Annotated in this window: 10 protein-coding genes; 7 read left to right on the top strand and 3 right to left on the bottom strand. The window is 30.7% G+C overall.

Annotated elements, in window-relative coordinates:
* The first annotated feature begins 86 nt into the window (after window positions 1-86).
* The 7 genes from nifJ to ELQ12_RS06775 are packed head-to-tail and all read left to right on the top strand — an operon-like array spanning window position 87 to window position 9,291.
* Window positions 87-3,647 carry a pyruvate:ferredoxin (flavodoxin) oxidoreductase gene (gene nifJ, locus ELQ12_RS06805; protein WP_002862132.1) on the top strand — a complete coding sequence of 1,187 codons (3,561 nt, stop codon included), beginning with the start codon at window positions 87-89 and terminating at the stop codon, window positions 3,645-3,647.
* A 23-nt stretch (window positions 3,648-3,670) separates the two neighbouring features.
* Window positions 3,671-3,982, top strand: coding sequence for a hypothetical protein (locus ELQ12_RS06800; RefSeq protein WP_002862131.1), 312 nt, complete (start codon window positions 3,671-3,673; stop codon window positions 3,980-3,982).
* On the top strand, window positions 3,960-5,372 hold the full coding sequence (gene mshL / locus ELQ12_RS06795) for a pilus (MSHA type) biogenesis protein MshL (RefSeq protein WP_070261680.1): 1,413 nt from the start codon (window positions 3,960-3,962) through the stop codon (window positions 5,370-5,372). Before ELQ12_RS06800 ends, mshL begins: the two co-directional genes overlap by 23 nt.
* The gene (locus ELQ12_RS06790) at window positions 5,365-5,973 is read left to right on the top strand and encodes an ATP-binding protein (RefSeq protein WP_002862129.1); all 609 of its coding nucleotides are present in this window, start codon (window positions 5,365-5,367) and stop codon (window positions 5,971-5,973) included. The genes mshL and ELQ12_RS06790 overlap by 8 nt, the downstream gene beginning before the upstream one ends.
* A gap of 3 nt (window positions 5,974-5,976) precedes the next feature.
* Window positions 5,977-6,564: a transformation system protein gene (locus tag ELQ12_RS06785; protein ID WP_052858355.1), complete on the top strand. Its 588-nt coding sequence runs from the start codon at window positions 5,977-5,979 to the stop codon at window positions 6,562-6,564.
* Window positions 6,554-8,113, top strand: a complete 1,560-nt coding sequence (locus ELQ12_RS06780) for a GspE/PulE family protein (RefSeq protein ID WP_070243185.1) — start codon at window positions 6,554-6,556, stop codon at window positions 8,111-8,113. Before ELQ12_RS06785 ends, ELQ12_RS06780 begins: the two co-directional genes overlap by 11 nt.
* The gene (locus tag ELQ12_RS06775; RefSeq protein ID WP_134264666.1) at window positions 8,110-9,291 is read left to right on the top strand and encodes a type II secretion system F family protein; all 1,182 of its coding nucleotides are present in this window, start codon (window positions 8,110-8,112) and stop codon (window positions 9,289-9,291) included. Before ELQ12_RS06780 ends, ELQ12_RS06775 begins: the two co-directional genes overlap by 4 nt.
* On the opposite strand, the gene ELQ12_RS06770 is transcribed toward ELQ12_RS06775, so the two are convergent.
* From ELQ12_RS06770 to flgK, 3 genes are read right to left on the bottom strand one after another with little or no spacing between them, the layout of a single operon-like run.
* Window positions 9,284-10,048, bottom strand: coding sequence for a TSUP family transporter (locus ELQ12_RS06770; RefSeq protein WP_134264665.1), 765 nt, complete (start codon window positions 10,046-10,048; stop codon window positions 9,284-9,286). The genes ELQ12_RS06775 and ELQ12_RS06770 overlap by 8 nt on opposite strands.
* Before the next feature lie 3 nt (window positions 10,049-10,051).
* A complete protein-coding gene (locus ELQ12_RS06765; protein ID WP_002921261.1) occupies window positions 10,052-10,816 on the bottom strand; it encodes a TIGR02757 family protein in 765 nt (254 codons plus the stop codon).
* Window positions 10,817-10,832: 16 nt separating this feature from the next.
* A complete protein-coding gene (gene flgK / locus ELQ12_RS06760; protein WP_134264664.1) occupies window positions 10,833-12,659 on the bottom strand; it encodes a flagellar hook-associated protein FlgK in 1,827 nt (608 codons plus the stop codon).
* Between the last annotated feature and the right edge of the window lie 6 nt (window positions 12,660-12,665).

Raw genomic sequence — 12,665 nt, 5'->3', positions numbered from 1 at the left:
GTTTTCGTTAAACGCCTTTTAAGAGAATTTATAGTAAATTGATAGCTAAAAAATTATAAAAATTATCAATATAAAGGAAGGTCTCAATGGGTAAAATTATGAAAACTATGGACGGAAATGAGGCTGCTGCATACGCTGCGTATGCTTTTACTGAAGTTGCTGGAATTTATCCTATTACACCTAGTTCTCCTATGGCTGATTACACCGATATGTGGGCAGCTGCAGGTAAAAAAAATCTTTTTGGAGTTCCTGTAAAAATCGTAGAAATGCAAAGTGAAGCAGGTGCTGCAGGTAGTGTGCATGGATCTTTACAGGCTGGGGCTTTGACTACAACTTATACAGCTTCTCAAGGATTACTCCTTAAAATTCCAAATATGTATAAAATAGCAGGTCAATTACTCCCCTGTGTAATCCATGTAGCAGCGCGTTCTTTGGCTGCTCAAGCTTTGTCTATCTTTGGTGATCATCAAGATATTTATGCGGCAAGACAAATTGGTTTTGCTATGCTTTGTTCGCATTCCGTGCAAGAAACCATGGACTTAGCTGGTATAGCACATTTAGCTGCAATTAAGGGAAGAGTGCCATTTTTGCATTTTTTTGATGGTTTTAGAACAAGCCATGAAATTCAAAAAGTTGAAGTAATGGATTATGCACATTTTGATAGATTATTAGATAGAGAAGCTTTGCTTGAATTTAGAAATAATGCTTTAAATCCAGAAAATCCAAAAACACGCGGAACAGCACAAAATGATGATATTTATTTTCAAACTAGAGAAGTAAGTAACCGTTTTTATGATGCTTTGCCTGATGTTGTTAATGAATATATGCAAGAAATTTCAAAAATCACAGGTAGAGAATACAAACCATTTACTTATTATGGACATAAAGAGCCAGAGCGTGTGATTGTTGCTATGGGTTCTGTGACTCAAGCACTTGAAGAAGTGGTAGACTATCTTAATGCTAAGGGTGAAAAGGTAGGGATTTTAAAAGTTTATCTTTATCGCCCATTTAGCTTAAAATATTTCTTTGATGTTATGCCAAAATCAGTGAAAAAAATCGCAGTTTTAGATAGAACCAAAGAACCAGGAAGTCTTGGGGAGCCACTTTATCTTGATGTAAAATCAGCTTTCTATGGAAGAGAAAATGCTCCTGTTATAGTGGGTGGAAGATACGGACTTTCTTCAAAGGATGTTGATCCTGCTCAAATGATAGCAGTATTTGAAAATCTTAAACTTGATAATCCAAAAGATGGCTTTACTGTAGGTATAGTTGATGATGTAACTCATACTTCACTGAGTACTGGAGAGAAAATTTCACTTGGAGATGAAAGTACGATCGAATGTTTATTTTACGGACTTGGTGCTGATGGAACTGTGGGCGCAAATAAAAACTCGATTAAAATCATCGGGGATAAAACGGATTTTTACGCTCAAGCTTATTTTGCTTATGATTCTAAAAAATCAGGGGGTTATACAAGAAGCCATTTAAGATTTTCTAAAAAACCTATCCGTTCAACTTATCTTGTTTCAACTCCGCATTTTATCGCTTGTTCGGTAGCGGCTTATTTGGAAATTTATGATGTTTTAGCAGGAATTCGCAAAGGAGGAACTTTCCTTTTAAATAGTATTTGGAATGCTGAAGAAACCATAAGACAACTTCCAGATGCAGTAAAGAAAACTTTAGCTGAAAAAGAAGTAAATTTTTATATCATCAATGCAACCAAACTAGCTCGTGATATAGGTTTGGGAAATCGTACAAATACCATTATGCAATCAGCCTTTTTCAAACTTGCAAAAATCATTCCTTATGAAGACGCACAAAAATACATGAAAGAGCTTGCGTATAAATCTTATAGTAAAAAAGGCGATGCTATTGTAGAAATGAATTACAAGGCTATTGATGTGGGTGCTGATGGACTTGTAAAAGTTGAAGTGGATCCAAATTGGAAAAATTTAGAGCTTAAAGAAAAAGAACAAACTAATGCCTATAAAGGTACTGAATTTGTTGAAAAAATCGTAAAACCTATGAATGCGGCTAAGGGTGATGATTTGCCTGTTTCAGCCTTTTTAGGTTATGAAGATGGAAGTTTTGAACACGGCACAACCGAATACGAAAAACGCGGTGTTGGGGTTATGGTACCAAGATGGATAGAGGCAAATTGTATTCAATGTAATCAATGTGCTTCAGTTTGTCCGCATGCTGTTATCAGGCCATTTTTGATTAATGATGAAGAAATGGCAAATGCACCTCGCGGTGTAAAAGATCATGCTTTAGAAGCTAAAGGAACCAAAGGAGAAAAATTAAGCTTTAAAATTCAAGTTTCTCCACTTGATTGTACAGGCTGTGAGCTTTGTGTTCATGAGTGTCCTACTAAAGAAAAATCTTTGGTTATGGTGCCACTTCAAGAAGAGATGGATTTTGGTGAGCAAGAAAATGCGGATTATTTATTTAAAGAAATCACATACAAAGATGATATTTTAAATAAAGAAACTACAAAAGGAGCACAATTTGCCCAACCTTTATTTGAATTCCATGGAGCTTGTCCTGGATGTGGAGAAACTCCTTATATTACTTTAATTACAAGGTTGTTCGGTGAAAGAATGATTGTGGCTAATGCGACAGGTTGTAGTTCTATTTATGGGGGTTCAGCTCCATCAACTCCTTATAGAAAAAGTGTGAAAAATGGACACGGTCCTGCTTGGGGAAATTCACTTTTTGAAGACAATGCTGAGTTTGGTTTGGGTATGAAAATTGCAACTGAAAATACAAGACACCGCATTGAATATATCATGAATGAAAGTATGCAAGAAGTTCCAAATGCTTTATCAGCCCTTTTTAAAGATTGGATTGCAAATAAAGACAATGGTGCTATGTCTGTGGAAATTAAAGATAAAATGATCCCTATTTTAGAGCAAAATAAAAATATTAAAGCCGTACAAGATATATTAGAGCTTAAACAGTATTTAAGTAAAAAATCTCACTGGATTTTTGGTGGTGATGGTTGGGCTTATGATATAGGCTATGGCGGACTTGATCATGTTTTAGCAAGTGGAGAAAATGTAAATATTTTAGTGCTTGATACAGAAGTTTATTCTAATACAGGCGGTCAAAGTTCAAAATCTTCTAGAACAGGAGCTGTAGCACAGTTTGCAGCAGCAGGCAAACCTATACAGAAAAAAGATCTAGGTCAAATTGCTATGACTTATGGTTATATTTTTGTAGCACAAGTAAATTCAACGGCAAATTATACTCATCTTATCAAAGCTATCACTGCAGCTGAGGCCTATGATGGACCATCTTTGGTGATTTGTTATTCTCCTTGTATAGCTCATGGTATTAAAGGTGGGCTGGGCTACTCAGGAGAGCAAGGTGAGCTTGCTACAAAGTGTGGCTATTGGCCACTTTATACCTTTGATCCTCGTTTAGAAGAACAAGGAAAAAATCCTTTAACTCTAACAGGAAAAGAGCCTGATTGGGATTTATATGAGCAATTTTTGATGAATGAAGTGCGTTATAATTCACTTAAAAAAGCAAATCCTGAACATGCTGCTGAGCTTTTTGAACGCAATAAAAAAGACGCTCAACGTCGCTATAGACAGCTTAAGCGTATCGCTATGGCTGATTATAGTAATGAGGTTGAAAGCTGATAAAATATATTTTTAGTGCTACATTGTGTTTTAGCACTTTGTTTGCACAAGATAATTTTGAAGAGTATTTTAAACTTATAGATAAAGAAAATCGCATAAATTTTAATACTCTTCAAAACCCATTTGTGAATCCTACTTTTGAAAAATTAAGACATATTAAAATTACTGCAATTATGCTTGATAAAGTAAAAATTTATGATCGATGGTATAAAAAAGGTGATATGATTGATGATGCTATAATACATGAAATAAATACTAAAGAGATTAAATTCCAATATGATAATTTAGAAATTGCAATCCAAATAAATAAAAATGATAAGATTAATATTAATTAACATTCTTTTTTGCCATTATCTTTATGCTTTAGATTGTCAAAAGCGTCTTTTTGATATCAGTATTAATGAAAAATTAAGCATACAAGAAAGTCTTGATGAGCTTGCAAAATATTGTTCTTTTAGTATTATTGTTAAAGATAAAATTGCTAAAGAAAAATTAGAAACATTGCAAAACTCTGTCAATATTCATCAAATGAGTTTAGACGAAATTTTTAATTTTTTTATCAAAGAGCATGATCTTAGCTATGATTTTGATGGTAAAATTTTAAGAATTTCAGGTATTAATACGAAGATTTTTAAGATAAGTTATATCACTTCTATCAGAGAAGGACAAAGCATAACTAAAGCGTCTGTAGACGCTAAACCAAGGCAAAGTGAATATAGCGGTAGTTTTGATGATGCAGAAGACAATATGATTAAAAGTATGGAAAAATTTGATTTTTGGCAAAATATAGAAAAAGAGATTATTATATTATTAAAAAATTCTCATGAAGATTATGAGGCTAAAACTCCCATCATAAATCCCAATGCAGGTCTTATTATAGTAACTGGAACAAATTCTCAGTTAAAAAGTGTGAAAAATTATTTGCAAAAACTAGAAAATCGTCTTAAAAAACAAGTTATTATCGATGTTAGCATACTTGCTGTGAGTTTAAATGAAAGCCATTCTAGTGGGATTAATTGGCAAAATTTTAATATAGGTTTAAATTCGCAAGTAAATAATGAAAATTCTTTTATTCAGTTTCAAAATGGGCAAGGTTTTGTTAAGAATTTGGGTTTAAGGGCGAATTTAAATTTTGATTCTATTATTAACTTTCTTTCTCAAAATGGAAAAACTAGCGTGCTTTCTAATCCAAAGCTTATGGCTTTAAACAACCAACAAGCCATTATTTCTGTAGGCGATACTATAAATTATCAAGTCAAAGAAAGTTCTAAAGGTACTGAAAATGGGACTACTGTTAGTGAAAGTTATAATAATTATTCTATTTTTATAGGCATTTTACTCAATATCTTGCCTGAAATTTCTGATGATGGAAAAATAATGCTTAGAATTAATCCAAGCTTAAGTGATTTTAAGTATCCAGAAGATAATAAACGACAAAAAGAACCAAGAACTATTGCTCCTGATACCATACAAAAAAAGCTTTCTAGTGTTGTGCAAGTGGAGAATAATCAAACTTTAATTTTAGGTGGATTGATTTCTCACGATAAATCTAATGAGAAAAATTCTATCAATTTTCTATCAAAAATTCCAATCCTAGGTTCTTTGTTTGAAGGAGAAGTTTTAAATTCTAAAGCAACTGAAATTGTTTTTATTATCACTCCAAGTATAGTAGATAGTGTAAACGCTCCAAGTCTTAAAGATCTAGGATTTAAGCATTATGAGTAAAATTATTCCATTTAGAGAAGAAATTTTTCATCAAATCAATCAAATTTTAGAAAGCCAAAAAGCTTTTATTTTTTTATGGGGAAAAAGCGGTAGTGGTAAAAGTGTATTGTTGCAAAGATTGGCAAAAAAATATAATGTTGATTTTATTAATGAAAATTTTAAAGATCAGAGTTTCTTAAAAGAAAAAATTGAGTTTTTGATTTCACAAGGCCAGAGTTTAATTATTCTTGATGAAGTGGGAATGTATGATTATGCAATGCTAGAAAGCATCAGGATTTATAGTGATTCTATAAGTTTTGTTTTAAGTTCTCATAAAAAGTTAAATATACTTAAAAAAGAGCATTTTAAAAGTCGTTTAAGTGCTTGTTTTGAATTGAAAAATATTAGTCTTTTAGAGCTTGATGATTATATTAAATTGAAATTCGGAATGAATTTTTCAAATAAATGTCTTAAGTTTTTACAAAAAATTTCTCAAGGAAATTTAAGATATATTGATAAAACTTTAAAAAGTTTTTATGAAATAAATAGTTTTTTTGATAAAAACAAAAGTCAAGAGTATATTTTAAAGCTTAGTGCTTTAGAGAATGGCTTATTAAGGTAAGGTATGCAAGAAAGAATTAAAGAGCTTGAGCTTAGGTATAAATATTTTTTACTTAAAAAATATTTAAAATATTTATTTTTAATTGTTTTAATCTTAGTGATAGCATTTTGTTTTTTTGTGCTAATGCAAAAATATAATAAGCAAAAAAATATTTATTTGCAAGCTATTGAACATAAAAAGCATTTAGAGCAAAAGATTCTTCAAGCACAAATTTTACAAGAAAAAAATAAGATTTCTAGGGAAAAGTTATATAAAGAACTAGAAGAAGTTAAAGCGGTGCAGGAAAATACACATATTAGTAAGATAGAAATTGATTCTAAAATTTTAAATATTTCTGATTTAAAAAAATCTTTTTATCAAAATCCAAGCTATGAAAAGGCTTTAAATTTAGCTAAGAAGTATTTTGATATTAAAGCTTATCAAAAGACAATATTTTGGGCTTTAAAAGCCAATGAACTTGACAAGCAAAAACAAGATTCTTGGCTGATTTTTGCTCAGGCTAAAAGAGCTTTAGGTGAAGAAAAAGAAGCTCAAAGTGCTTTAGATGCTTATATAAATTATTATGGTTTAATGGAATTAGATGGAAAGTAGAATGGATAAAATTTTTCAAGCTTATATTGATAATGAAATAAGTCTTGATGAAATTTGCACTAAATTTAATATCACTTCTTGGGATTTTTTTAAAAAATTAGCAAATTTTTGTAATTTACATTTTGTTGATTTAGATGAAGATAATGATTTTATTTATGAAGGTATACCTTTTTCTTTACTTTTAAAATTTAAATTTCTGCTTATTAAAAACAATGACGGCTTTATGATTATTAGATCCAAACCTTGTTCTTTAGAGCTTTTAGAGCAAGTTAAGACTTTTATGATTTGTGAAAAAATCGACACTGCAATTGCCGATGAATTAAAGATAGCTAAAATTTTAAATCAAATTCGCATTCAAGAGGAGATTAAAAGATTAAGCATTAAGCTTAGACTTGAATGGCAAGAAAATCAAAAAAGAGATGATCAAAGTTGCATCAGTCAAATTTTTGATTTTTTATTACATGAAATTTTATCTTTTCATGCGAGTGATATTCACATAGAAGCAAGGAATGATGATGCTTTGATTAGGTTTAGGGTTGATGGAATTTTGCGTGAATTTGCTATTTTTGAGAAGGATGTTTATGAAGCTTTGGTTTTTCATGTCAAATTTTTAGCTTGTTTGAATTTAGCTGAATCAAGAAAAACACAAGATGGAAGTTTTGAATTAGATTTTGAAAATGAAAGATATGATTTTCGTGTTTCATGTTTGCCTTTGATTTATGGCGAAAGTGTTGTTATAAGAATTTTAAAACATGATAAAGAAATTTTGGATTTGTATAAACTAAATCTTGGAGATAAAAATTTAGAAATTTTAAAAAAGATTTTACATCGTCCCAATGGAATGATTTTATTAACCGGCCCTACTGGCAGTGGTAAAAGTACAACTTTATACGCGTGTTTAAATGAGTTGAAAAGTATTGAAAAAAAGATTATTTCAGCAGAAGATCCTATAGAGTATAAAATTCCTTTAGTGCAGCAAATTTTGCTTAATTCAAAAGTTGGAGTCGAGTTTAATAGTATTTTAAGAGCAATTTTAAGGCAAGATCCTGATATTATCATGATAGGAGAAATCCGCGATGAAGAAAGTTTAGATATTGCAATTAAAGCTTCTTTAACAGGTCATTTGCTTTTAAGCACCTTGCATACTAATGATGCTCTTAGTACCATTGATAGGCTTTTGGATATGCAAGCAAAAAGTTACTTGATAGCATCGGCTTTGAGTCTTGTTATAGCACAGCGTTTGGTTAGAAAACTTTGTCCTTGGTGTAAGCAAAAAAGCAAAAAACATTATATTGAATTTGAAGGTGAATTTTTTGAACCAAAAGGATGTGAGCGTTGTCATCATAGTGGATTTTTTGGCAGAGAATTAATCGCTGAGTGCTTAGAGATCAATGAAGATTTAGCTTGTGCAATTAGGGAAAATCAAGATAAAACGATTTTAATGGAGCTTGCAAAAAAATATGGCTTTCAAACTATGTTTGAACAAGGTTTAAAAAAAGCCAAAGAAGGTCTTACAAGTATAGATGAGCTTTTAAGGGTTGTAAGATGAAATTTTATGAAGTAGAATTTCTTAAAAACAATCAAAATTATACAAAAACTATAAAAGCTGAAAATTTAAATACAGCACAAGCAAAAGCCTTATCAAAGAATTGGAAAATCATTGATATAAAAGAAATTCAAAAATCTAATTTTCAGAGATTAAAGGAAGAAAATTTCATACTCTTTTTTAAAGAGCTGGCTTTGTTGTGTGAAGTTGGATTAAGTGTTCAAGAAGCGATTAGAGAATTATATCTTATGCATTCTTGCAAGATTATGAAAAAAATATTAGACAATTTAATTTTAGCTCAAAATTTAAATCAAGCTTTTGAAAATGCTAATTTTGGATTAAATCGTGCGGAGCTAGCTTTGATTAAAACGGCTGAAAAGACAGGAAAAATCAGTGAAGTATTTAGTCAAATTTCTAAACTTCGAGAAAAAAGCTTAGAGACTCAAAAACAATTAAAAAAGGCTTTTAGATATCCTACTTTGGTTTTTTTAAGTATTATCGGAGCATTTTTATTTTTAATGCTTTTTGTAGTGCCTAATTTTAAAGATTTATTTGAAAATTTAGGCACGAGTTTGCCTTTTATCACGCATGTAATGTTAGAAATTTATAATTTTTTAGATGACTATGGAATTTTTTGCATATTTTTGTTTGTTATTTTTATTGTTATGCTTATTTTAGCTTATAAAAATTTTCATTCTTTTGCTTTTTCTTGTGATTTTTTATTTTTAAAAATACCTTTGATTTCTCGTTTGATTATTTATAATCAAAATTATTATTTTTTTATGGTTTTTTCTTTACTTTTAAAAAATGGAATTTCAATATCTAAAGCTTTTGATTTAGCTATTATAGGGCTTGAAAATAAATTTTTAATTTTTCAGTATAAAAAACTTTTTAGTTTTATAGATTCTGGTCTTGAGTTAAGTCAGGTTTTTAAAAAGATTGATATTTTTGATTCTTTGGTATTTTCTATGCTTAGTGTTGCGATGAAAAGTGGAAGACTTGAAGTATTAAGTGAAGAAATTGCCAAATATTATCAACAAAAAAGCGAAAATTTGATGGATAGATTTTTGGTTTTTTTAGAACCTATGATGACTTTATTTGTAGCGCTTTTAGTTTTGTTTTTGGCTTTAGGTATATTCTTACCTATGTGGGAGCTTAGCTCAGGGGTCAATTTTAACTAAAATAATCCCAAGCTACTTTAATGATAGTAGCTCCTACAACGATTAAAAATAAAGTTTTTATAAACTTTCCATTAGTTTTTAATACAAGTTTTGAGCCTAAATAAGCTCCTAAAACTTGTCCTACGCCCATAAGCAAGCCTACAGCCCATAAAAGTTCGTATTGCCATAAAAATATAGCAAGAGCAATGATATTACTAGTGAAATTTAAAATTTTAGTATTAATGCTTGCTTTTCTCATATTAAAACCTAGTAGCATCACACAAGCAAAAATCCAAAATGAACCCGTTCCAGGCCCTAAAAATCCATCATAAAATCCTAAAGTTAAGCCACAAATTAAATGAAAAATTTTGATATTTTTTATTTTAGGTTCACTTTCGTGTTTGCCTAAGTTAGGACGTAAGGCTGTATATAAGAAAGTAAGAGTTAAAAAGATTAAGATAATAAGCTTTAATTGCTCATCTTTTACAAAAAGAACACTATAACTTCCTATAGCTGCTCCTAAGGCTGTAAAAAAAACACCCCAAACAAGATGAGGTAGAGTGGTGGATTTAAAATAAGTTAAAGTAGCCGTAAAAGAACCAAAGACGCTTTGGAGTTTGTTTGTTGCTAAAGATAAATGCGCAGGAATCCCACAGGCTATGAGCGCTGGTAGAGTAATAAGCCCTCCTCCACCTACAATAGAATCTATAAAACCAGCAAAAAGAGCTACAAAAAAAAGTATGAAATAATAAATTGTATCTAAGTGCTCAAAGCCCATTTTTCACTCCTTAAATTTGTCAATTTCCTTACTTTGCCCTAAACGATAGAGTGCAAAGTCATATTTTATGGGATCATTTGCATCTAATTTTTTTAAATTTTGCGTGAGTTCTAAAACACTTTTATAATCATATATTTTACGCTTTAGAAGTCCTAAAGTCAAGGAAATTTTATGTGTATGTGTATCAAGTGGAATTAAAAGATCTTTGGTGTGAATTTTGGTAAAAAGTCCAAGATCAAGTTCATCTTTTCTAACCATCCATCTTAGATACATATTATAGCGTTTAAGAGGTGAAGTAGGGGTGTTTTGCCAAATTTTTCCAAAGAAAAAATCATACCCATAACTTGAATATGAATTTATGGTTTTGATTTTTTGCATAAAAGCTAAGATGGCATCTGTGGTATTTTCTCTTTTTTGATAGGCTTGATAAAAAAGTTCGTAGAGTGAAATTTCATTTTTAAGTCTTGAAAGAGTGATAAAAATTTCTTGTATATCTTTCTCATTTTGGAAGCGGTATTTTAAATTTTTAAGTTCTTTTTTTATTTGTTTTTCTTGAAGGTTTAATAAAGAAAAATCAAGTTTTTTTAGAAAATTTACTATATTTTTAGCATTTCCATAGGCAAATAAAGCACAAATTAAGGCAGTAAATTCATCATTGTGAATTTTAGCAATTTGCAAAGGATCTGGAGTTTCAAAAAGGGAATGATTGGTGTTTTTTTGATTGGCTAAAAAATCAAGCTTGGCTTTAAGATGGATAAAATTTTTCACTTGATATTACTAGAGCTTAAGATTTAAGTCCTAGTAAGGTATCAAGCATTTGATCTACAGTTGAGACGATTTTTGCTGCAGCACCGTAACTTGATTGGTATTGTATAAGAGCGGCTAATTCTTCATTTGTATTTACACCACTTTTAGATTGGTATTCGCTATAAACAGAATTATAAAGAGTTTCATTGCTTGAATTTACAACATTGTTATTTTCACCATCTGAGGCTATTTTACCTGTAAGTTTGCGGTAATATTCTTCCATAGTAAGATTATCGATAGTACCATCTTCATTATAAAAATTAACTTTTTCATATTGAAGTTGGATGATTTTATTTGCCATGTCATTGCCACTATCAACCCCATTTGAGCTTGCTCTTACTGTGCTTGGATCATTTAAGATAGAATCTTTTACTTTCATGTCACTTGCATCAGTTCCACTGAAAAAACCACCTATGCTAAACGCACCTGCGAAATTTGTGCCTTTATCTTCAATGGCTACCTTAAAGCCTGATTTTGCATTGATTTGGAATAAACCATCTCCAGTTTTTGCATCGTAGCTAAAACTTGCATTGATATGATCATCAACATCATTATTTGCATTGTGATCGTTATTATCATCTGTATTAGCATTGATTTGACGCATGATATCATTCATGGTTGTATTTACATCTATGGTGATGGTTTTGGTGAGTTTTTTATCGCCTTTATCATCATAAATGACTATATCAAAACTTCCTGGTTGTATGGTTCTGTCGTAATTAACTAAAGGAATATCTCCTTTAAGTCCAGATAGATAATCAGAAGTAACAGAACTTTTCGCAGAACTCGCATAAAGATTGTTAGTTTCATTGATCATGGTCTTAGCAAAAGTATCTAAAGAATCCATATAACCTTGGATAATTCCATCTTCATATTTTCCTTCGCTTTTGCTATAGTTTCTACCGCGTAAGTCAAGTTGAGCACCAAGCTGTCCACCGCTAATCTTTGCAGTAAGATCTCGAACTTTTTCATCAGGAGTTTCATAATAAATACTATAAGATTTATTCTTATCATCATAATCAAGCTTTAAAGGATGAAAATTTATCCCATCTACTATACTAAAACCTTCTATACTTAGATTGTATTGATGTCCTGGATCAGTGATGGTTGTATCAAGGCGATTGTCTTGATTGATTTCATTTTTGCTTGCAACTGCACTAACTAGCTTTGAAAGGGTAAGTTCAAGTTCATCTCTTCTATCCCTAAGCTCATTTGCGTGTTCTGTTGGTAAGGCTTCTTGTCCATAAATTTGTTTATTTATAGCGGCAATTTCTTCACCAATTCTATTAATCTCATCAACCGTATTTTTAATATCATCATTTACTTTTTTTTGGATTTTATCCAAGGTTGCAAAAGTGTTATTAACGCTTTCTGTTAAGGTTTGAGAAGCTTTTACAAGGGCTATTTTTGTGGCATTTTCATTAGGGTTGGATGCAAAATCATTCCAAGCTTTGTTATAATTTTCTAAATCTTTCAAAATTCCAGTATTTTGTAAGTCTGGAAAACGCTGAGCGATTTCTTGTAAGGTTGAAGCCATATATTTAGTGTATTCTAGTTGGTTTGATGCACCTTTTAATTTATAGTAAGAATACTCATCATGCAAACGCACTATACTTTCTATAGCAGTTCCTGTGCCTACTTGAACTCCACCTGTGGTAATATACCCATTTGTAGTTTGCACTACTCTTTGGCGTGTATAAAAAGTTGCATTAGCATTTGAGATATTGTTTCCAGTTGTTGCGATTTGAACTTCGCTTGCCTTTAAGCCTGTAACACCTGTGTATAATGTTCCAAAAATACCCATTATAAA

Origin of the sequence: Campylobacter sp. US25a, assembly GCF_004379075.1 — a bacterium.
Lineage (GTDB): Bacteria > Campylobacterota > Campylobacteria > Campylobacterales > Campylobacteraceae > Campylobacter_D > Campylobacter_D jejuni.
This window is presented reverse-complemented; position numbering and strand designations above follow the sequence as displayed.

What these genes read in the sequence shown, in the direction of transcription:
- nifJ (WP_002862132.1), top strand. Translation starts at nt 87, where the DNA reads ATGGGTAAAATTATGAAAACTATGGACGGAAATGAGGCTGCTGCATAC.
- mshL (WP_070261680.1), top strand. Translation starts at nt 3,960, where the DNA reads ATGATAAGATTAATATTAATTAACATTCTTTTTTGCCATTATCTTTAT.
- ELQ12_RS06790 (WP_002862129.1), top strand. Translation starts at nt 5,365, where the DNA reads ATGAGTAAAATTATTCCATTTAGAGAAGAAATTTTTCATCAAATCAAT.
- ELQ12_RS06785 (WP_052858355.1), top strand. Translation starts at nt 5,977, where the DNA reads ATGCAAGAAAGAATTAAAGAGCTTGAGCTTAGGTATAAATATTTTTTA.
- ELQ12_RS06780 (WP_070243185.1), top strand. Translation starts at nt 6,554, where the DNA reads ATGGAAAGTAGAATGGATAAAATTTTTCAAGCTTATATTGATAATGAA.
- ELQ12_RS06775 (WP_134264666.1), top strand. Translation starts at nt 8,110, where the DNA reads ATGAAATTTTATGAAGTAGAATTTCTTAAAAACAATCAAAATTATACA.
- ELQ12_RS06770 (WP_134264665.1), bottom strand. Translation starts at nt 10,048, where the DNA reads ATGGGCTTTGAGCACTTAGATACAATTTATTATTTCATACTTTTTTTT.
- flgK (WP_134264664.1), bottom strand. Translation starts at nt 12,659, where the DNA reads ATGGGTATTTTTGGAACATTATACACAGGTGTTACAGGCTTAAAGGCA.